The sequence below is a fragment of the Affinundibacterium nitidum genome (assembly GCF_014284155.1).
In the GTDB taxonomy this organism is placed as follows: Bacteria; Pseudomonadota; Gammaproteobacteria; order Burkholderiales; family Burkholderiaceae_D; genus Undibacterium; species Undibacterium nitidum.
The window spans coordinates 24,805-45,410 of record NZ_JACOFZ010000011.1 but is presented as its reverse complement, the minus strand read 5'-3'; the positions used below and the strand labels follow the sequence as shown (position 1 = coordinate 45,410).

18 protein-coding genes and 1 tRNA gene are annotated in these 20,606 nt (G+C 45.5%); 4 read left to right on the top strand and 15 right to left on the bottom strand.

Annotated elements, in window-relative coordinates:
• Window positions 1-35 precede the first annotated feature (35 nt).
• The 7 genes from H8K36_RS17640 to rpsF all read right to left on the bottom strand — a co-directional run bounded on the left by H8K36_RS17640 (window position 36) and on the right by rpsF (window position 4,920).
• A complete protein-coding gene (locus H8K36_RS17640; protein ID WP_186917842.1) occupies window positions 36-1,037 on the bottom strand; it encodes an inorganic phosphate transporter in 1,002 nt (333 codons plus the stop codon).
• 66 nt (window positions 1,038-1,103) lie between these two features.
• Window positions 1,104-1,730, bottom strand: coding sequence for a DUF47 domain-containing protein (locus H8K36_RS17635; RefSeq protein ID WP_186917841.1), 627 nt, complete (start codon window positions 1,728-1,730; stop codon window positions 1,104-1,106).
• Window positions 1,731-1,838: 108 nt separating this feature from the next.
• The gene (locus H8K36_RS17630) at window positions 1,839-3,227 is read right to left on the bottom strand and encodes a replicative DNA helicase (protein ID WP_186917840.1); all 1,389 of its coding nucleotides are present in this window, start codon (window positions 3,225-3,227) and stop codon (window positions 1,839-1,841) included.
• A 177-nt stretch (window positions 3,228-3,404) separates the two neighbouring features.
• Complete coding sequence (gene rplI / locus H8K36_RS17625) at window positions 3,405-3,857, bottom strand: 50S ribosomal protein L9 (RefSeq protein ID WP_186917839.1); 453 nt, start codon at window positions 3,855-3,857, stop codon at window positions 3,405-3,407.
• 37 nt (window positions 3,858-3,894) lie between these two features.
• Complete coding sequence (gene rpsR / locus H8K36_RS17620; RefSeq protein WP_186889822.1) at window positions 3,895-4,179, bottom strand: 30S ribosomal protein S18; 285 nt, start codon at window positions 4,177-4,179, stop codon at window positions 3,895-3,897.
• Between the two features lie 9 nt (window positions 4,180-4,188).
• On the bottom strand, window positions 4,189-4,503 hold the full coding sequence (gene priB / locus H8K36_RS17615; RefSeq protein WP_186917838.1) for a primosomal replication protein N: 315 nt from the start codon (window positions 4,501-4,503) through the stop codon (window positions 4,189-4,191).
• A 48-nt stretch (window positions 4,504-4,551) separates the two neighbouring features.
• Entirely contained in the window at window positions 4,552-4,920 is a 369-nt protein-coding gene (rpsF, locus tag H8K36_RS17610) for a 30S ribosomal protein S6 (protein WP_186917837.1), read from the bottom strand.
• 279 nt (window positions 4,921-5,199) lie between these two features.
• Here rpsF and lexA point away from each other — a divergent pair, with 279 nt between their 5' ends.
• Window positions 5,200-5,853, top strand: a complete 654-nt coding sequence (gene lexA / locus H8K36_RS17605; RefSeq protein WP_186917836.1) for a transcriptional repressor LexA — start codon at window positions 5,200-5,202, stop codon at window positions 5,851-5,853.
• A gap of 149 nt (window positions 5,854-6,002) precedes the next feature.
• Here lexA and lon read toward each other — a convergent pair whose 3' ends face one another.
• The 7 genes from lon to H8K36_RS17570 form a co-directional block, all read right to left on the bottom strand.
• Complete coding sequence (gene lon, locus H8K36_RS17600; RefSeq protein ID WP_186917835.1) at window positions 6,003-8,411, bottom strand: endopeptidase La; 2,409 nt, start codon at window positions 8,409-8,411, stop codon at window positions 6,003-6,005.
• Between the two features lie 253 nt (window positions 8,412-8,664).
• Window positions 8,665-9,930: an ATP-dependent Clp protease ATP-binding subunit ClpX gene (gene clpX / locus H8K36_RS17595; protein ID WP_186917834.1), complete on the bottom strand. Its 1,266-nt coding sequence runs from the start codon at window positions 9,928-9,930 to the stop codon at window positions 8,665-8,667.
• A gap of 187 nt (window positions 9,931-10,117) precedes the next feature.
• Entirely contained in the window at window positions 10,118-10,744 is a 627-nt protein-coding gene (gene clpP / locus H8K36_RS17590) for an ATP-dependent Clp endopeptidase proteolytic subunit ClpP (protein ID WP_304941540.1), read from the bottom strand.
• Between the two features lie 9 nt (window positions 10,745-10,753).
• Window positions 10,754-12,097, bottom strand: a complete 1,344-nt coding sequence (tig, locus tag H8K36_RS17585) for a trigger factor (protein ID WP_186917833.1) — start codon at window positions 12,095-12,097, stop codon at window positions 10,754-10,756.
• Between the two features lie 26 nt (window positions 12,098-12,123).
• A tRNA-Leu gene (locus tag H8K36_RS17580) sits at window positions 12,124-12,210 on the bottom strand.
• Window positions 12,211-12,469: 259 nt separating this feature from the next.
• Window positions 12,470-15,574, bottom strand: coding sequence for an efflux RND transporter permease subunit (locus H8K36_RS17575; protein ID WP_186917832.1), 3,105 nt, complete (start codon window positions 15,572-15,574; stop codon window positions 12,470-12,472).
• Window positions 15,571-16,743 (bottom strand): efflux RND transporter periplasmic adaptor subunit, encoded by a 1,173-nt coding sequence (locus H8K36_RS17570; protein WP_329604241.1) that lies wholly within the window; start codon window positions 16,741-16,743, stop codon window positions 15,571-15,573. The genes H8K36_RS17575 and H8K36_RS17570 overlap by 4 nt, the downstream gene beginning before the upstream one ends.
• 278 nt (window positions 16,744-17,021) lie before the next feature.
• On the opposite strand from H8K36_RS17570, the gene hpnC reads away from it, so the two are divergent.
• Both hpnC and H8K36_RS17560 read left to right on the top strand, forming a co-directional pair.
• A complete protein-coding gene (gene hpnC, locus H8K36_RS17565) occupies window positions 17,022-17,831 on the top strand; it encodes a squalene synthase HpnC (RefSeq protein WP_186917831.1) in 810 nt (269 codons plus the stop codon).
• Between the two features lie 18 nt (window positions 17,832-17,849).
• Window positions 17,850-18,557 (top strand): M24 family metallopeptidase, encoded by a 708-nt coding sequence (locus H8K36_RS17560; RefSeq protein WP_186917830.1) that lies wholly within the window; start codon window positions 17,850-17,852, stop codon window positions 18,555-18,557.
• A 57-nt stretch (window positions 18,558-18,614) separates the two neighbouring features.
• On the opposite strand, the gene H8K36_RS17555 is transcribed toward H8K36_RS17560, so the two are convergent.
• Window positions 18,615-19,457 carry a hypothetical protein gene (locus tag H8K36_RS17555; protein WP_186917829.1) on the bottom strand — a complete coding sequence of 281 codons (843 nt, stop codon included), beginning with the start codon at window positions 19,455-19,457 and terminating at the stop codon, window positions 18,615-18,617.
• A 308-nt stretch (window positions 19,458-19,765) separates the two neighbouring features.
• Between H8K36_RS17555 and hpnD the strand changes: the two genes are divergently transcribed.
• Window positions 19,766-20,599, top strand: coding sequence for a presqualene diphosphate synthase HpnD (gene hpnD / locus H8K36_RS17550; RefSeq protein WP_186917828.1), 834 nt, complete (start codon window positions 19,766-19,768; stop codon window positions 20,597-20,599).
• Window positions 20,600-20,606 lie beyond the last annotated feature (7 nt).

The window sequence follows — 20,606 nt, the reverse complement described above, 5'->3', positions numbered from 1 at the left end:
CACAGCTCGGGTTTTTTCGCTGTATTTTCCGATGCTTACATGATCTTGGTACCGACCCACCAAGAGATCGCCGCAACAAACGCAGAAGCTGGAATAGTCAGAACCCATGCCCATACAATATTACCGGCAACACCCCAACGAACAGCAGACATTTTCTGAGCAGAACCTACACCGACAATCGCGCCAGTAATAGTGTGCGTCGTCGAAACTGGAATGCCAGACAGATTTGCAAACAATAATGTTAAGGCGCCGGCACCTTCAGCGCAAAATCCACCTACTGGCTTCAGTTTAGTGATCTTTTGACCCATCGTTTTTACGATACGCCACCCGCCAAACAATGTACCAAAACCGATCGCAGCGTAGCATGAGTAAACAACCCACATTGGAGGAAGCGGATCATTTTTACTGCAGTAGCCTGCAGCAATCAATAACATCCAAATGATCGCCATCGTCTTCTGAGCGTCATTACCGCCATGCCCCAAGCTAAATGCAGAAGCAGAAACCAACTGCAAGCGACGGAACCATTTATCTACTTTCAACGGAGTCGATTTCACAAAAATCCACGATACCAATAACATTAATAGTGAACCAAGTAAGAAACCGATAAGGGGAGAAAGCACGATAAATGTGATGATCTTGATCAGGCCAGCGGAAATCAACGCGCTGGTTCCTTCTTTTGCAACCGCAGCACCAATCAAACCACCAATTAACGCATGTGAAGATGAAGATGGAATACCAAAATACCAAGTGACCAGATTCCAAAAGATAGCGCCAACCAAAGCACCAAAAACCACATAATGATCGATCACTGCTGGATCAATCGTACCTTTACCAATTGTTTTCGCCACCGACAAATTGAAAACAAAAAAGGCCAATACATTAAAAATAGCTGCCAACGCAACCGCTTGACCAGGGCGCAAAACACCGGTCGAAACGACTGTCGCAATTGCATTCGCTGCATCATGAAATCCATTCATGAAGTCGAACAATAAGGCTAAAGTCACCAACAAAATGATGACATACAAGCTAGTTTGCATAATAAATTCTCTCGTTGATCTGCGTTGAACGCAAACAAAAATTAGGAAGCATGCAATTGAAATGCTTTAAGCATTTTCAACCACAATACCCTCAATGATATTTGCCACGTCTTCACAACGATCTGTCACTGTTTCGAGAATTTCGTAAATGGCTTTCAGCTTGATCAAATTACGTACGTCTGGTTCATCACGGAACAATTTAGACATTGCTGCACGCATGACGTGATCTGCATCGGATTCCAAACGATCGATTTCTTCACAGATAGTCAAAATCTGGCGAGAGTTATCCATATTCGGCAACAAAGCTACCGCCGCTTTTACTTTTTCTGAACATGCCAAGCACAATTCAGCTAAGCGTTTTGCTTCAGGTGTGATTTCACGGATGTCGTATAAAGAGATTGTTTGTGCAGCATCTTCCAACAGATCCAAAATGTCATCCATCTTGGTGATCAATTTATGGATATCATCACGATCTAGTGGTGTAATGAAAGTCTTATGCAACAGTTCAATGGTGTTGTAAGTGACTGCATCAGCTTGTTTTTCAACGCCTTCGATTGCGTGCACACGAATTTCGAGATCATCGAAATTTGTCATCAACGCGACCATTTCTTTTGAACCCTTCACGCACAATTCAGCGTGTTGATTGAAAAGATCAAAAAACTTACCCTCTGTGGGCATTAATCGTCCGAACATGTTTATTTCCCTGAATTAGAAAATTTTTATAATTGCTCTCTCACTGTATGCAAGCTGAGTGAGAGATCATCTGACTTAGTGGTAAAACAAAAAACAAAACTACAAAAACTATTCGTTGTCACCGTATACGCTCAAGGAGCCAACGTAATTATCAAACTTCGTATATTCACCTAAGAAACTCAAACGCACGCTACCAATCGGGCCATTACGCTGCTTACCGATAATGATTTCCGCCGTACCTTTGTCAGGTGAATCTGGGTTATAAACCTGGTCACGATAGATAAACAAGATAACGTCAGCATCCTGCTCAATAGCACCAGACTCACGTAAATCTGACATCACAGGACGTTTATTAGGGCGTTGCTCCAAGGAGCGATTTAGCTGCGATAAAGCGATCACCGGGCAACCCAGTTCTTTCGCCAAACCTTTCATGCTTCGTGAAATCTCAGAAATCTCTGTTGCGCGATTTTCACCGCCAGAGTTGCCGGCCATCAGCTGCAAGTAATCGATAATGATCAAACCAAGCTTGCCACATTGACGCGACAAACGACGTGAACGAGCACGCAATTCAATCGAGCTCAATGCTGGAGTCTCGTCGATGTAAAACTGTGCTTCATTCATTTTTTGGATAGCATGCGTCAAGCGCGGCCAGTCCTCATCAATCAAACGACCCGTACGCAAACGATGTTGATCGAGCTTACCCACCGAACCCAACATACGCATCGCTAACTGCGCACCGCCCATCTCCATCGAAAACACAGCCACCGGCAAGCCGCTATCGATCGCCACGTTTTCGCCAATATTGATTGAGAACGCTGTTTTTCCCATGGAGGGACGACCAGCGACAATAATCAAATCGCCTGGTTGCAAACCAGACGTCATGCGATCCAAATCGATAAAACCAGTTGGTACACCGGTGATGTCACTAGTGTGGTCGCGATTATAAAGCTCATCAATACGCTCAACAACTTGCGTCAACAGAGGTTGAATAGCCTGGAAACCTTGAGCACCACGAGCGCCCTCTTCGGCAATTGCAAAGATCTTGGACTCGGCATCATCCAGCATTTGCTTGACTTCTTTACCCTGGGGATTTAAAGCTTGTCCGGCTATCTCATCGGCTACCGTAATCAATTTACGCAGGATGCCACGATCACGCACGATTTCCGCATAGCGACGAATATTCGCTGCGGATGGAGTGTTTTGAGCCAGAGCATTCAAGTAACTCAAACCACCAGCGTCGTCTGCTTTAGCCGAAGCACTGAGGTAATCGAATACAGTGATTACGTCGGCTGGGCGCGAGGAGTTGATGAGCTTAACGATTGCCTGAAAGATTAAGCGATGATCAAAGCGATAAAAATCATCTTCGCTAATGAAGTCGGCAATGCGGTCCCAAGCGGCATTATCGAGCAACAATCCACCCAAAACTGACTGTTCAGCTTCGATGGAATGTGGAGGAACTCGGATGGAATCTAACTGAGGATCTGAAGATGGTTTCATGGTGCGCATTATACCTTTTTATTCGCTCGCAAAAGCAGAAGAAGTGTCGCAAACGAAGCATCCAAAGCCTAGAGCTTTAGAGTAGATAATGAATTCACAAGTTATTTTTATAACATCATGAAGGGCGTAAAAAAAGCCGGGAGTACCCGGCTTTTTTGATTCGATGAAGAACCAGTATTACGCTTGTTCGCCCAATACTGCAACAACAACGTCCACTACCACGTCTGTGTGCAATGCCACAGAAACAGAATGGTCACCGGTTGTTTTCAAAGGACCTTGCGGCAAACGAACTTGTGCTTTCTCAACTGCGAAGCCTTGTTTTGTCAACGCTTCAGCGATGTCGAAGTTTGTTACGGAACCGAACAAACGACCATCAACACCTGCTTTTTGAGAAATTTGAACTGTCAAACCGTTCAATTTTTCGCCTTGTGCTTGAGCTTCAGCCAATTTAGCTGCAGCTGCTTTTTCCAACTCAGCGCGTTTCGCTTCGAACTCAGCGATCGCTGCTGCAGTTGCACGACGAGCGATACGTTGTGGGATCAAGAAGTTACGAGCGTAACCATCTTTAACACGAACTACATCACCCAAGTTGCCGAGATTAACGACTTTATCCATCAAAATAACTTGCATTTTTTTCTCCTAATTTCTGTCTGCGTTATTCGATGAATTACGCTGTGTGCAAATCAGTGTATGGCAACAACGCTAAGTAGCGTGCGCGCTTCACTGCTGTGTCAACTTGACGTTGATACAAAGCTTTAGTACCAGTCAAACGTGCAGGCATAATTTTGCCGTTTTCTTGGATGAAATCTTTCAATGTATCGATGTCTTTGTAGTCAACTGCAGCTACATGACCCGCTGAGAAGCGGCAGAATTTTTTACGCTTGAACAAAGGATTTTGTTGCTGACGCTTTTGTTTCAATTTGCTTTTATCAAATTTTTTACCGAATGCCATTTTTGGCTCCTAATCTAGTAAATTTGTTTCGTTTTCCGCGACTTCAAACTCAGTCACATGAAAAACGATACTTTTGCTGTTGCGGTTCTTACGTGCTAAGAATCCTGTAAAACACATCGGCGCTCCAAGCTCTATATCCAAGAATCGTTTTGAAATTTCACCTGCGGCTATCGCAGGTATTTCAAACTCAACTTGGCGCTGGCCGCCTGCTTGTTCTTGCTTAGAATCATGTACCAACGTAGCTGTCGCGATAGGTATTCCCGCTGGGGTATAACGCAACACCGATTTCTCTACCACGGTGGCAACGACTTTAAATTGATTCACAAGCTCTTATATGCTTTTACAGTCCTTACACGCTCTTAGTCAAAATTATTAAGCTGCTGGCGCTTCAACGCGTTGTGCCTTAGCAGAATCTTCTTTCTGCACAGACTTCATCATTGGAGAAGGAGCTGTTTCTGCTTTTTTCATTTTCACTGTGAGGTGACGCAAAACGGCATCATTAAATTTGAATGCTGTTTCCAACTCAAGCAAAGTTTCAGCGTCGCACTCAATGTTCATGCAAACATAATGAGCTTTAGCCAATTTTTGAATCATGTAAGCCAATTGACGACGGCCCCAATCTTCAACGCGGTGAACTTGGCCACCACGTGTTGTTACAGTAGCTTTGTAACGTTCGATCATTGCAGGCACTTGCTCGCTTTGATCGGGATGTACGATAAATACGATTTCATAATGACGCATAATTTCTCCTTGTGGACAAAAAATATAGCCTGCCTCGGCGTCAAGACGAGTGCAGGAAGAGGACAGCCCACGATGATAACTGGTTTTCATAATTTAATCAATCACTTATGGCAAATTCAACTACGTGCAAACTTCCACATCAAGAAAAACAGAGCTAAATCTGAAATAAATGCGACAAATATAAGGAAAATAGCGATGTTTACTTGCATTTATGCATGCACTGTATAAAAATACAGTCTGCTTATATATACAGCCTATTTAATAAAAGGCCACGACATCATGCTAAAGCTCACCGCTCGCCAAGAACAAATATTAACTCTGATCAAAGATGCAATACAAAACACTGGGTTTCCGCCAACTCGTGCCGAAATTGCCAACGAATTAGGATTTCGCTCAACCAATGCCGCTGAAGAACATTTACAAGCTTTAGCTCGCAAAGGCGTTATTGAAATCTCAGCGGGAACTTCCCGTGGCATTCGCCTCTTGGACTCCGAGTTATCGAACCATATGCCCAGCATGCAAATGGCTTTGCCTCACCCTGCACTCATGCAATTGAGTTTGCCATTGGTTGGGCGTGTTGCTGCAGGCTCGCCGATCTTGGCCACCGAACATGTAGAGGCCACATATAACGTCGACCCGTCACTGTTTTCGGCCAAGCCTGATTTCCTGTTAAAAGTCCGTGGCTTGTCGATGCGCGATATCGGCATCATGGATGGCGATTTGCTGGCAGTGAAAAAGACGGACAGCGCCCGAAATGGCCAAATTGTAGTAGCTCGTATCGGCGAAGAAGTCACGGTGAAACGCTATATGAAGACGTCGCAAGGGATTGAATTACTACCAGAAAACCCAGATTTCTCACCAATCATCGTCAACGAGAGCGAGCAAGAATTTGCATTAGAGGGACTAGCAGTTGGATTATTGCGCAGCTGGTAATCACCACAAAATCAACTTCAACCGTCAAATAAAAAAAGCCCGAATTAATCGGGCTTTTTTTCGACTCGAATTACAGATATCAGGAGAGGCCTCGATGAAAGTCTCGAAGACTCTTTTGCAAGAGCCTTTCCAAACTAACACCAAAAACATTAATGCTTAATTGTGGAAGTATCAGTTGAGGCTTCCGCCTTTGCTACGGCGGGCACCGCCATTTCTTCTTCAGTCAGCGCAACAGGCTGACGCTCCAAAGCAATTTCCAAAACCTTGTCAATCCAACGTACTGGGATGATTTCCAGCTTGTTCTTCACGTTATCAGGAATATCCGCCAAATCTTTCGCATTTTCCTCTGGGATTAACACGGTCTTGATACCACCGCGGTGAGCTGCCAACAACTTCTCCTTCAATCCACCGATAGGCAAAACTTCTCCTCGCAAAGTAATCTCACCTGTCATCGCGACATCGGCACGCACTGGGATTCCCGTAAAAATAGAAACCAGTGCGGTCGTCATCGCAATACCGGCAGATGGACCATCTTTTGGAGTCGCACCTTCAGGTACATGAATATGCACATCTGTCTTCTCGAAGACGTCTGCCTTGATACCCAAACGTGCAGCACGACTACGAACAACTGTACGAGCAGCCTCAATCGATTCTTTCATCACATCGCCGAGCGTACCTGTACGAATCGTTCCACCCTTACCTGGCATTGATACTGCTTCGATCGTCAACAAATCGCCACCGACCTCTGTCCAAGCCAATCCTACCACTTGTCCAACTTGGTTTTCTTTTGTGGCCACGCCAAAATCGTAACGACGCACACCCAAATATTTATCCAAGTTTTTCGCTGTAATAGTCGCTTTCTTCTCATTCTTCTTGAGAAGAAGCATCTTCACTACCTTACGGCAGATTTTCGATACTTCACGCTCTAAAGAACGCACACCAGCTTCACGTGTGTAGTAACGGATGATGTCACGGATTGCGGATTCAGAGACATTAATCTCCTCCTCTTTCAAACCGTTATTTTTAATCTGCTTAGGCAACAAATAACGCTGTGCGATGCTTGCTTTTTCATCTTCTGTATAACCAGAGAGACGAATCACTTCCATACGATCCAGCAATGGTGCTGGAATATTGTAGGAGTTTGATGTCGCCACAAACATCACATCTGACAAATCAAAATCGACCTCGATATAGTGATCAGAAAAGGTATGATTTTGCTCAGGATCTAAAACTTCCAACAAAGCAGAAGATGGATCACCGCGGAAGTCCGCGCCCATCTTATCAACCTCATCCAACAAAAACAGCGGATTACGTACGCCGACCTTAGACAAACTTTGCAAGATCTTGCCAGGCATAGAACCGATGTAGGTACGACGATGGCCTCGAATCTCAGCCTCATCACGCACGCCACCTAAAGCCATACGCACAAACTTGCGGTTGGTCGCTTTCGCGATCGATTGACCTAAGGACGTTTTACCCACGCCTGGAGGGCCAACCAAGCACAGAATCGGTGCCTTCAGTTTGTCGACACGTTGCTGAACCGCCAAATATTCAAGAATGCGTTCTTTGACTTTATCAAGCCCATAGTGATCGTCACTCAATACTTTTTCAGCATTACTCAAGTCATTATTGACCTTGGATTTTTTCTTCCAAGGCAAATTAACGATAGTATCGATGTAATTACGAACGACCGTGGCTTCTGCAGACATTGGCGACATCATTTTGAGCTTCTTCAACTCATTCATTGCCTTATCACGCGCCTCTTTTGGCATCTTCGCCGCTGTGATTTTCTTCTCGAGTTCGTCGATATCAGCGCCCTCTTCGCCCTCACCGAGTTCTTTCTGGATCGCTTTAACTTGCTCGTTCAGATAGTACTCACGTTGGGACTTCTCCATCTGGCGCTTAACGCGACCGCGGATACGTTTCTCAACTTGGAGAATATCGAGCTCACCCTCGAGTTGGCCGAGTAAATGCTCAAGGCGCTTAGCAACACTGAAAATTTCCAGAATCACTTGCTTTTGCTCTAACTTCAACGGCAAATGTGCGGCAATCGTATCTGCCAAACGACCTGCATCATCGATACCGGACAAAGAAGCCAAGATCTCAGGTGGAATCTTCTTATTCAGCTTCACATATTGATCAAACTGCTGAACGATCGCACGGCGCATAGCCTCGACCTCTGAATCATCACCTTCTTCGGGTGCAATAGGAGTCAAATCAGCAACAAAATGTGACTCACCATCTTGAATTTTATGAATGCGAGCACGCTGTGCGCCCTCAACAAGGACCTTAACAGTGCCATCAGGCAGCTTTAACATCTGCAGAATATTCGCGATACATCCAATTTCGTAAATATCTTCTGCCGAGGGTTCATCTTTTGCCGCTGCTTTTTGCGCAGCGAGCATGATGCACTTACCCTGCTCCATTGCAGCTTCTAGGGCTTTAATAGACTTAGGACGACCGACAAACAAGGGGATTACCATATGTGGGAATACCACGACATCGCGTAATGGCAATAATGGTAACTCTGTACGTTCTTTAATGATGGAAGTTGTCATGGCGCACCTTTTAAAAAATTTCAGTTAATAGATTGGCGCACTAGGCTAAAACTCAAGCCCGTCATCCGAAAAAAAACAATAAAAAAAAGCTACTCAGAGTGGTCTCCGGGTAGCTTTCCGATTGAAGCCGGTTTCTATTGTTTGATTTAATTGTACCGCTAATTTTGCAATTGCACAGGCAAATGAGTCAGGTACAACAAAAAAGTCAGATTTCGTCATTTTTTGATCAAAATCCGACGATTTTTATCGTTTTTTAGGCGCCTGCCACTTTTGGTTGCTCATTATAGATCAACAATGGTTTGGCACCATTCGTTATCGTATTCTCATCAATAACGACTTTGGCGACATTTTTCTCGCTTGGTAATTCGTACATCACATCGAGTAAAGCATGCTCAAGAATGCTACGCAAACCACGTGCACCAGTCTTGCGAGCAATCGCCTTCTTCGCAATCGCTTGCAAAGCTGAAGGACGAATTTCGAGCTCAGTGCCCTCCATATCTAATAGTTTTGCGTATTGCTTAATCAGCGCATTCTTTGGTTCAACCAAGATTTGAATCAAAGCAGCTTCATCCAACTCACTTAGCGTTGCTATGACTGGCAAACGGCCAACCAGTTCAGGAATAATGCCGAACTTAATCAAATCCTGCGGTTCCGCATCAAGCATCACTTGGCTTGCTGTTTTTTCAGTTTGGCTCTTCACACTTGCTGAAAAACCGATACCACTCTTCTCGGAGCGATCTGAAATGATCTTTGCTAAACCATCAAACGCACCACCACAAATAAACATAATGTTCGTAGTGTCAATTTGAATGAAATCTTGATTCGGGTGCTTACGGCCACCTTGTGGTGGAACAGAAGCCATAGTTCCTTCGATCAACTTCAACAAAGCCTGTTGCACACCTTCACCGGAAACGTCACGTGTAATCGATGGGTTTTCTGCCTTACGAGAAATTTTATCGATTTCGTCGATATACACGATACCCTTTTGCGCACGCTCAACTTCGTAGTTGCAGTTCTGCAGCAATTTTTGAATGATATTTTCGACGTCTTCACCAACATAACCTGCTTCAGTCAGCGTTGTCGCATCAGCGATCACGAACGGCACGTTCAACATACGCGCTAAGGTTTGCGCCAATAATGTTTTACCTGAACCTGTTGGACCTACCAGCAAAATATTACTCTTAGCAAGTTCAATGTCATCTTTCTTGCCTAAGTGCTTTAAACGCTTGTAGTGGTTATACACGGCCACCGCAAGAATACGCTTTGCCTTTTCCTGACCAATTACATATTGATCCAACAATTCAGTAATTTCCACTGGGGTCGGCAAATCGGTTTTCGAAGATGTAATTGGTTCGAGAGAATTAATCTCGTCGCGAATAATGTCATTACAGAGGTCGATACATTCGTCGCAAATGAAGACGGATGGACCCGCAATCAGTTTCTTCACTTCGTGTTGGCTTTTACCGCAAAAAGAGCAATACAGTAATTTTTCGCCGGAGGAGCTTTTCTTTTCAGACATAGAACTAATTATTTTATAAACGAAGTATTTGATGAACGTTATATTACTGCAAAAACCATCAAACTTGCGGAGTAGTCTGCACTATTTCAGGGGTTTTGTGAGGGAAATACGAATATGAACATCAAAGTGAGACATAAAAAAACGCCCGCATCGACAATGATGCGGGCGTCTATGATTTTGTTGAATCTTAGCTACGGTGGGTGAGTACTTGATCAATTAAACCGTATTGAGCAGCCGCTTCAGCTGACATAAAGTTATCTCGATCAGTATCTTTGGCAATCTGATCAATTGATTGCCCCGTTTTTTCAGCCAAAATACCGTTCAAGCGTTCGCGTAAATATAAAATTTCACGCGCTTGAATTTCGATATCCGAAGCTTGTCCCTGAGCACCACCCAATGGCTGATGGATCATGATGCGAGAATTCGGCAGTGAAAAGCGTTTGCCTTTCGCACCAGCAGCCAACAAGAAAGCACCCATCGACGCTGCCAAACCTGTGCACAATGTAGAGACATCCGGCTTAATGAACTGCATGGTATCAAAAATTGCCATACCAGCAGAGACCGAACCACCTGGTGAGTTGATGTAGAGAGAAATGTCCTTCTCAGGATTTTCACTTTCCAAAAACAACAATTGCGCTACGATCAAGTTCGCAGCTTGGTCTGTCACAGGACCGACCAAAAAAATTACACGTTCTTTGAGCAAACGGGAGTAGATGTCGTAGGCGCGCTCACCGCGCCCACTTTGCTCTACCACCATCGGCACCATGCCTAGCATATTTGTATCTAACGCTGAATTATGGATGATGCCTGTCATAGAATATCCTTATTGTGCTTGATTATTACCCATCAGTTCGTCGAATGGCAAAACAGAGTCAGTGACTTTTGCTTTACCTAAGACATAGTTAACGACGTTTTCTTCTAATACAAGGGCTTCTACTTCTGCCAAACGATTACGATCACTGAAATAGTACTTCACAACTTGCTGTGGATCTTCGTAGCTTTGTGCGAAATCTTCTACTTGCGCTTTAACCTGTTCAGTTGTTGCTTGCAAATTATTCGCTTTAACTAATTCAGCCAAGATCAGACCTAAACGCACACGACGCTCTGCTTGCGCATTGAACAATTCAGTCGGGAATGGAACGTCTTTCACGTTCATCCCACGCTGCGCCATATCTTGACGTGTCATTTCAGCCAAACGTTGTGCATCTTGTTCGATCAACGCGTTTGGAGCATCGAATTCAACCGCTTTCACCAAGGCATCCATGACGCTGTCTTTAGTCTTGGCTTTTACTCGGCCCTTAACTTCACGTTCCAAGTTTTCCTTGATGTCATTGCGCATTTTGCTGAGGTCACCATCTTCAACACCCAACATCTTCGCAAATTCAGCATCAACTTCTGGCAAGTGCGCCCATTCGATCTTCGTCACTGTTACTGTGAATTCTGCAGTTTTACCAGCAACATCTTTGCTATGGTAATCTTCTGGGAATGCCAACGGGAACACTTTAGATTCACCGACTTTTAAGCCCAAAGTTGCAGCCTCAAACTCAGGCAACATGCGACCTTCGCCCAAAACAAACGCAAAGCCTTCCGCCTTACCGCCCGCAAATTCAACACCGTCAATTGTGCCAACGAAATCTACTGTTGCGCGATCGCCTTTTTGTGCAGATTGATCTGCGCCACCGTCACCGTGCGCACCTTGTTCGCCCTTAACGTGGAAGTGGACGCGTTGCTTACGCAAGATATCGATCGTTTTTTCGATCTCAGCGTCAGTAACATCCGTTTTAACTTGAACAACTTCAACGCCAGACAAATCACCTACTGTCAACTCTGGATACACTTCGAAAGTTGCATCGAAAGTCAGGTAATTATCGGAATAGCTTTTCTTTGGTTCGATACGTGGATAACCAGCAACGCGCAAATTATTTTCTTGCACTGCTTGATTGAACGCGATACCAACTTTTTCGTTCAGAACTTCGTTCTCAACTTGGTAACCGTATTGTGCCGCGACCATTTTCATCGGCACTTTACCTGGACGGAAGCCAGGTGCTTTTGCTGTACGTGCACGTACTTTCAAACGTTTTTCAATTTCCGGCTGCATATCAGCGATTGGAAATGAAATCGTAATACGGCGTTCTAATTTTTCTAAAGTTTCGACTGCAGTTGCCATGAAAATCGTCCAAATAAAATAATCTGTGGTGCGAGGAGGGGGACTCGAACCCCCACACCATTGCTGGCGTCAGGACCTAAACCTGGTGCGTCTACCAATTTCGCCATCCTCGCGGGATGAAAACACTTACCGGTAGAAAAACCGGTACAAAAGCAAAGGGCGACCTAAATTTCAAGTGTCGCCCCTAACTATTGCATGTGGCATTTCAACTTCAACCAACTATTCTACTAGATTTTACTTTCTCTTGTCTCGCATTTTTATGTTGAAATTGAAAGAAGATGCGATCAAACGAGAAATGTGTTGCTTAAAGACTAGCAAATTTTCCTGCGAGAACTTTATAAGCACCACATTTCCATGGTTTATTGATTGTAACTAGGCCGCTTTCTTAATTCTGAACCAAGCAGCATACAAAGCTGGCAGGAACAATAAGGTTAGCGCTGTCGCAATGATCAAACCACCCATAATCGCGACCGCCATTGGCCCCCAGAAAACAGAACGCGACAAAGGAATCATCGCCAACACTGCTGCAGCCGCTGTCAGAATAATCGGACGGAATCGGCGCACTGCAGCTTCGACGATCGCAGTCCAAGGATCGACACCAGCCTCACGATCTTGCTCAATTTGATCAATCAAAATCACAGAGTTCCGGATAATCATTCCGAACAAAGCGATCACACCTAACTGTGCCACAAAACCAAATGGTCTTTGCAAAATCAAGAGCGCCATCGCAGCACCTGCCACACCCAATGGGCCGGTCAAAAATACCAGCACAGCACGTGAGAAACTATGTAACTGCAACATCAACAAGGTGAAAATTATAAAGATCACCAAAGGCACGTTTGCAGCGATCGATTCTTGTGCTTTACCGCTATCCGCAGCCGCACCTGCCAATTCGATCTTATAGCCCGGCAATAAAGTCGCGCGTATTGCATCTAATTTTGGATTAATTTGCGAGGATACTGTTGGCCCCTGAATACCATCGACCACATCACACTGAACCGTGACTGCCCATTCGCGCCCTTCGCGCCAAACAACACCAGGCTCCCACGCCAAAGCAATCGTCGCCACTTGTGATAAAGGTACAGTCTTACCGCTCGCCGTCGGCACATTCGCACTCGCCAGAGCTTGAACCGTAGACCGTTCATCGACTGGCTGACGTACCACGATATCAATCAATCGATTCGATTCGCGGAATTGCCCTACCGACGTTCCCGTCAAAATCGTGTTCGCTGCACGCATTACGCTTTGCGATGTAATTCCCAAAGCACGCAACTTGTCTTGATCCATATCGATACGAACCACCTTAACAGACTCGTTCCAGTTATCGTTGACACCCAAGGCGTTTGGATTCGCGCGCATCACTTCTTTAACGCGGTCAGCGACTTCACGCACCTTTGCCACTTCCAATCCTGTCACACGGAACTGCACTGGATAAGGTACTGGTGGTCCGTTCGGGAGCAACTTCACGCGGCCGCGAACTTCTGGAAAATCTTCCTTGAACGCTTTATTGATGGCTAGGCGCAGGCTCTCGCGTGCCTTCAAATCTTTTGGCAAGACCACGATTTGAGTGACGTTGGTTTGCGGGAAAATTTGATCAAGAGGCAAATAGAAACGTGGACTACCAGTGCCGACGTAACTCGTAACACTTTGCACACCCGGCTGCTTCTGGATAAACGCCTCAAATTTCTTCGCCTGCGCTTCGGTAGCCTTAAATGAGGAACCCTCTGGCAACCACAACTCGACCATTAATTCCGGACGACTTGAATCTGGGAAGAACTGTTGCTCAATGAATTTAAAGCCGAAAACGCCGAGGCCAAATACGAACAAAGTGATCGCAATCGTCGTCTTACGCCATTCGACGCACCAATTCACTAATGCACGGAAACGCGTGTAGAAAGGCGTATCGAACAATTCATGATGACCATCAGCGCCAGCATGTGGCTTTACCTTCAAGAGTAAATAGCCCAAATACGGCGTGAACAATACCGCTGCCAACCAAGAAATCAGCAACGCCAAAGCATTTACTGAAAACATAGAGAAAGTGTATTCACCCGCGGCTGACTCAGCGAGGCCAATCGGCAAGAAACCAGCGGCAGTAATCAAGGTACCTGTCAACATTGGCATCGCCGTTGACGTGTAGGCGAAAGTCGCTGCATCAAAGCGCGAGAAGCCCTCCTCCATCTTTCGCACCATCATCTCAACCGCAATAATGGCATCATCAACCAGCAGCCCGAGAGCGATAATCAAGGCCCCAAGTGAAATCTTGTGCAAATCGATATTCAAGATGCGCATAAACAAGAATGTCACTGCTAGCACCAATGGAATCGTCAAACCAACCACGAGACCTGGCCACACATCCAAGCGCCATGGTTTGGTATGCAAACCTAGCGACAGGAAACTCACGGCCAAAACAATCACCACCGCTTCAATCAAAGTGTTAACAAACTCACCCACAGATGAAGCCACGATCTTAGGTTGATCAGACACACGCTCCAATTGAATGCCTACAGGAAGTTGTGACTTGATCGAGCCAACCGTTTTTTCAAGATTCTTACCGAGGTCGATAATGTTGCCACCCTTCTCCATCGAGATGCCTAGGCCAATCACTTCTTTGCCATTGAAACGCATCTTGTCACCCGGTGGATCTTTGTATTCACGCTTAATCTTTGCGAAATCACCAAGTCGGAAGCTCGTACCATTTACGCGTAATTGTAGATTTTCAAGGTCTTTGACCGTCATCAAAGCACCCGATACTCGCACTTGAAGATTACTACTCGACGTCGTCAGTACGCCCGTCCCCTCGACGCTATTTTGTGCAGCAATTTGGGCTACGATCGTTTCAAATGACACACCTAGTTGGGAAAACTTTTTCTGGGAAAATTCAATGTTGATTTTTTCATCCTGCACACCGAACATCTCCACCTTCGAGACCTTAGAAATACGCAACAATTGCTGACGAACGAAATCAGCATATTGGCGCACTTCTTCGTAGTTGAAGCCTTCGCCAGAAATAGCGAAAATCGAACCATAAGTGTCACCAAATTCATCGTTGAAAAACGGCCCAACCACGCCCGCAGGCAGCGTGCCTCTCATATCACCAATTTTCTTGCGAACTTGATACCAAGTTTGTGCAGTTTCTTTCGGCGGAGTGGATTCACGCAACTGCAAAATAATCAGGGTTTCGCCCGGCTTAGAGTAACTGCGAATCTTATCGATATAAGGCGTTTCTTGTAGCTTCTTTTCTAACTTATCAGTAACTTGATCTGCCATTTGCAAAGCTGTTGCACCTGGCCACACTGCACGCACGACCATCGCACGGAAAGTAAATGGCGGATCTTCATCTTGACCTAGACGATTAAAGCTAAAAATTCCGCCCAATAGCAAGGCGACGATCAGATAACGAGTCAGCGGGATATGCTCCAGCGCCCACCGTGAGAGATTAAATCCCCCTGATTTTTCTTTGGATTGATCGCTCATTTGGCAGCTCCAGCAGATGCGCTAGCTGCTCCACTCGCTTTTGTGCACTGTTCAGAACCAAGAATTGTCACTTTCTGTCCTGGCTTCAACAAATTCACACCAGCAGTTACCACAGACTGACCTGGAGTTAAGCCAGTAGCAATCAACAAGTCTTCATCAACAGTGGAACCAACTTGAACAGGTGCTAAGCGTACAGCACAGTTTTCAACCACCCAGACTGAGCTCGCCGCTTTATCTTGAAACAAGGCGGTTAGAGGTAGGCGGATCATAGCGTGAGGATTTTTCATACCAAAGGATGCATTTGCCGTCATTCCCAACTGAATGCCTTTAGCGCTTGCTGGAAGAGCCAACTTAGCGGTAAAAGTTCGCGTCACCGGATCTGCAATTGGCGACAACTCACGCAACTTTGCAACGATCACTTCGCCTTTATTCGCCCACAAACGTACGTTCACATCTTTCATTTGGCGAATAGAGTTAATTCTATCTTCTGGGATACCAATGACCATGTCCAACTCGCCTGCTTTTGCCACGCGCACAACGGGAGTGCCTGCGGCAACGACTTGACCAACCTCGGCGTCGATTCCTGTTACCACACCATCCACATCAGAGACTAGCGTGCTGTAAGAAGTTTGATTCGATTGATTCGACAAACCGGCTTTAGCTTGTTCATAACTGGCCTGCGCCGCTTTATACGCCGTCTCTTTGGCATCAAGCACAGCTTGCGCCACAAAATTTTTCTCACGCAATTCTTGGTAACGCTTGTACTCCGCTTTCGTCAAATCACGATTACTCTCTGCCGCCATCAACCCAGCTTTCGCTTGCGCCTGACCTAACATGAGATCTTGAGGGTCGAGCTGCATCAATACCTGTCCGCGCTTTACTATCGTGCCAACATCCACTTTTCGAGCGATAATTTTCCCCGGCACGCGGAAGCCAAGGCGTGATTCTACTTTCGCACGAATTTCACCTGAGAACTCCGCTTGAACTTCACCGCCTTCCAAGGCTGCGGTCATCACGCGCACTGGACGAATGTCTTCTGTTTTCTCAGCTGGCTTACTGCAAGCAGCTAGTGCCATAGATAGGTTCAATAGCAAAGTCGGAAGTAGGTATTGAGAGCGTGTCGATGCTTTGACCGAACGCATAACTGGAGATTGATTTAAAATTAACACGAAGATTTCCTTTACTAATGCGGCACAACAGTGAAAGCCAAGCGGAGGAACCATCGATAGCGGTATTGAAGCCGACCAGACAAAAAAGAACACCAGTCACTATCGTTCGCTGCTTAGATCCCGAATATATATCACGCGTTTATTTCTGTATGTCAAAAGTTTCGCCTTGATTGATACAAAACTCAGGCAAATTAATAACTGACTCGCGGGTAAGTAATTATAATGACGAAAGTTTTATTTGCCAATGACTTTTGAGTCATTTATTTTTAAGTGCTTTTATGACAATTAGTCACTACGAAAATTTTCCTGTCGCATCTTGGTTGATGCCAGCGCATGTCAGACCCGCTGTACGAACGGTGTATGCGTTCGCACGCAGCGCGGATGACTTTGCTGACGAAGGGAATATCAGTGACGAGCAAAGGCTTGAGCTTTTGAACCAATATGAGTATGAATTAGACGCCATTCAGGAGCAGCGTCCAATCACTTCGCCTTTATTTCAAGACTTAGCGAAGGTGGTTGAACAATACGAGATTCCTTTGCAACTATTTCGAGATTTACTTTCAGCGTTCAAACAGGATGTCGTTACCAAGCGTTATACGGACTTTGAAACTCTACTCGATTATTGCCGTCGATCTGCCAACCCCGTTGGCAGAATCATGTTGCGCTTATTTTCGCAAGATAGCGCCTCACAACTAGTACGTTCAGATCTGATTTGTACCTCACTACAACTAATCAACTTCTGGCAGGATGTAGCAATCGATCTCGACAAATCAAGAATTTATCTGCCTCAGGAAGACATGCGGAAGTTTGACATCGACGAAAAAAAACTCGATCTCAATTACAATCGCGACGCATGGCGAGCGTTAATGCAGTTTGAAGTCGATCGCGCGCGGCAGATGATGATAAATGGATCGAGCCTAGCGTTAGAACTGCCTGGACGATTTGGCTTTGAGCTAAGAATGATCGTTCAAGGCGGATTGCTCATTCTCGACAAATTAGAGAAGATCGATTTCGATGTTTTCAATAAGCGACCGACTATCAAAAAAATCGACGCAGCCCGTTTGATGTGGCGCAGTCTCAAGATGTAACTCAAATTAAAGAAACACGTGAAACCAAGTAAGCACACCATTCAAGAGTATCAAAAGGTCCAAGCTGCAGCGAAAGCAGTATTAAGAGATCTGCCGTCGCAACTGAGTTTAGAAGATACCGAAGCGACTATCGCCGTGAAAGCAGCGCAAATGCTCGCCGCAGCGGGCTATCCTGACACTTGGTATTATGAATGCCCAGCACAAGTATTACTTGGAAGCAGAAGTTGCCTGTCAATTTCAGGCAAATCCTATTTACCCCATAATGAAATTATGGGCGGTACCAATCTCGTCAGCATTGACCTGAGCCCTAGAAAAGGCGAGGTTTGGGGCGACTACTCTCGCACTTTTGCTTTTGAATTAGGTGCTTGGGTTGAGCACCCCAAAACCCGCGAATACCAAAATGGATTTCAATTCCAACAGCACATTCATCAAGAACTGATGCATTGGTTGAAACCACATCACACTTTGCATCAACTGTTTGAATGGGCGAATGTAAAGATACGCGAAAAAGGATTTGTGAATTTAGACTTCCGCGGCAATGTTGGGCATAGTCTAGCGAATTCTCGTGATGAACGACATTTCATACAAGCCGACGACCACACTGCTCTCGGTGACATTGCCTTTTTTAGCTTCGAGCCATTCGTCAGAGTAAAAGGCGGTCATTGGGGGTTTAAACATGAAGACATCTACTACTTCGATGATAGTGACTGCCTGCAGTTACTCTAGCCCCAGCAATGAAAAAGCCAGGCACTAGACCTGGCTTTTTTTGATGGATCAATACGATTACCCTGCAACGCAAGTAACGGAAATCGCAGAAGCTGGTGTTGGATTGGCTAAAGATGCAATACCTTTACCGTTATTCACAGTACATTTTTGTCCCGTTGGCTGCGTAGCCACTTGAACGTCATAGGATTGGCCATCGGCTAGGCTAAACAAGAAAGTAAAGACGCCATCAGCCAATAAATTATAAGTGTCGTTTGTATTGTTTGTAAGGGTCAACAAGGTGTTTGCCTTCAGTCCACTCAAAGTTCCGCCGATAGGAACACCAGCAAAGCAGTTCACTCCCACATTAGTGGCAGGACTCGCAAGACTCGCTGTGCCACTGCCATTCGTCACCGCACAAACCTGTCCAGCTGGTGGTGAAGCGACTTCGACTTTATATGTCTGGCCGTCGACTACATATCGTGCCAAGCTAAATGGACCATTCGCCGTCAAGGTCGTACGATAGCTAGTATCTCCATTTACGGCCAAAATCAAGCTCGCTGAGCTTGGCAAATTCGTCAATGTCCCGCCCAATTGCACATTTGGTACACATTTCACATCGATGTTCGTGACTGGAGTCTCACCTCTCATTGTCCCGCTTCCATTCGCTACTGTACAGTTCACTGGATTGGGCTGCGTCGCCACAGAAATACTGTAAGTGCCGTTGCTCGCAACACGAAATGAAAACTCGCCATCGGCAGACAAAGTTTTTGTATAGTTAGTTTCATTCTTCAAAACTATCGTACTTCCTGTCGTCAAACCAGTCACTTTTCCACCGACCGTGGTATAGACGAAACCACCGCAGCCAACCAAAACTAGCCCGACTAGAGCACCAAGCAAACCTGTTTTTTTATTCAATTTCATCAAGATATACCTACCTTAAAAGTACGAGTCGAACGCCAAAAGCCGACAGTAGTGCGGCTCAATAAAATTTGATTACAAAGAATCTCATGTGATGATTGGCCGTTCCGCAATCACTGCAGAGCCCGCATTGTACAACAAGCAGCGCTCAACATTCATGCATTTTCTTGTAATGAAATGTAGCCGATTAGAGGACCAGCGGAACCATAGTACAGGGATTAAGGACCGACAACTTCGCAATCAAATTTGTACTCTGGGGCCGAACCAGTTAGCATAACGCCTTAATTCATTGCACAAAATCAATTTTCAGCATGTCACCAGACGAATACTGCCAACAGAAGGCTGCTGCGAGCGGCTCTAGCTTTTATTACAGCTTCCTCTTTCTCCCCAATGAAAAGCGTCGGGCGATCACCGCTCTTTACGCCTTCTGCCGCGAAGTTGATGATATCGTCGACGATTGCAGCGACGAACAGGTAGCGAGAACGAAACTCGCTTGGTGGCGCAAAGAAGTACAAGCAATGCAGCAGAATGCGCCGACACACCCTGTCACAACAGCACTTTTACCACATATGCAGATCTATCAATTAGATCATGCCCACCTGATTGCTATTATCGACGGCATGGAGATGGATCTGAATCAAAACAGGTATTTAGATTTTATCGGCCTTCAAAAATATTGTTGGCATGCTGCAGGCGTGGTTGGCATCCTCTCCGCTAGTATCTTTGGCATTAAGAAACCCCAGACCAAACAATTTGCAGAGAGACTCGGCTTAGCGTTTCAGCTCACGAATATCATTCGCGATGTTGGAGAGGATGCACGTAAAGGAAGAATCTACCTTCCGGTCAATGAGCTTCAACAGTTTTTCGTACCAGCCAGTGATATTTTGAACGCCCGTCACACGCCGGCATTTGAAGCGCTGATGCAGTTTCAATACGAACGCGCTCAAAAGACTTATGAAGAGGCCTTTGCCCTTTTGCCTGCAGAGGATAGACGCGCACAACGCACTGGCCTCATCATGGCTGCAATCTACCGGGCTCTACTAGAAGAAATCAAAGCAGATCAGTTTCAAGTACTCAAGCAAAGAATTTCTCTCACCCCCATACGCAAGCTCTGGCTTGCGTGGATCACGTATATTCGGGGCTAACCGAAAC

What these genes read in the sequence shown, in the direction of transcription:
- rpsF (WP_186917837.1), bottom strand. Translation starts at nt 4,920, where the DNA reads ATGCGTCATTATGAAATCGTATTTATCGTACATCCCGATCAAAGCGAG.
- H8K36_RS17575 (WP_186917832.1), bottom strand. Translation starts at nt 15,574, where the DNA reads ATGAGCGATCAATCCAAAGAAAAATCAGGGGGATTTAATCTCTCACGG.
- H8K36_RS17555 (WP_186917829.1), bottom strand. Translation starts at nt 19,457, where the DNA reads ATGAAATTGAATAAAAAAACAGGTTTGCTTGGTGCTCTAGTCGGGCTA.
- hpnD (WP_186917828.1), top strand. Translation starts at nt 19,766, where the DNA reads ATGTCACCAGACGAATACTGCCAACAGAAGGCTGCTGCGAGCGGCTCT.
- clpX (WP_186917834.1), bottom strand. Translation starts at nt 9,930, where the DNA reads ATGTCTGAAAAGAAAAGCTCCTCCGGCGAAAAATTACTGTATTGCTCT.
- H8K36_RS17630 (WP_186917840.1), bottom strand. Translation starts at nt 3,227, where the DNA reads ATGAAACCATCTTCAGATCCTCAGTTAGATTCCATCCGAGTTCCTCCA.
- lon (WP_186917835.1), bottom strand. Translation starts at nt 8,411, where the DNA reads ATGACAACTTCCATCATTAAAGAACGTACAGAGTTACCATTATTGCCA.
- hpnC (WP_186917831.1), top strand. Translation starts at nt 17,022, where the DNA reads ATGACAATTAGTCACTACGAAAATTTTCCTGTCGCATCTTGGTTGATG.
- H8K36_RS17640 (WP_186917842.1), bottom strand. Translation starts at nt 1,037, where the DNA reads ATGCAAACTAGCTTGTATGTCATCATTTTGTTGGTGACTTTAGCCTTA.
- H8K36_RS17635 (WP_186917841.1), bottom strand. Translation starts at nt 1,730, where the DNA reads ATGTTCGGACGATTAATGCCCACAGAGGGTAAGTTTTTTGATCTTTTC.
- tig (WP_186917833.1), bottom strand. Translation starts at nt 12,097, where the DNA reads ATGGCAACTGCAGTCGAAACTTTAGAAAAATTAGAACGCCGTATTACG.
- rplI (WP_186917839.1), bottom strand. Translation starts at nt 3,857, where the DNA reads ATGCAAGTTATTTTGATGGATAAAGTCGTTAATCTCGGCAACTTGGGT.
- lexA (WP_186917836.1), top strand. Translation starts at nt 5,200, where the DNA reads ATGCTAAAGCTCACCGCTCGCCAAGAACAAATATTAACTCTGATCAAA.
- clpP (WP_304941540.1), bottom strand. Translation starts at nt 10,744, where the DNA reads ATGACAGGCATCATCCATAATTCAGCGTTAGATACAAATATGCTAGGC.
- rpsR (WP_186889822.1), bottom strand. Translation starts at nt 4,179, where the DNA reads ATGGCATTCGGTAAAAAATTTGATAAAAGCAAATTGAAACAAAAGCGT.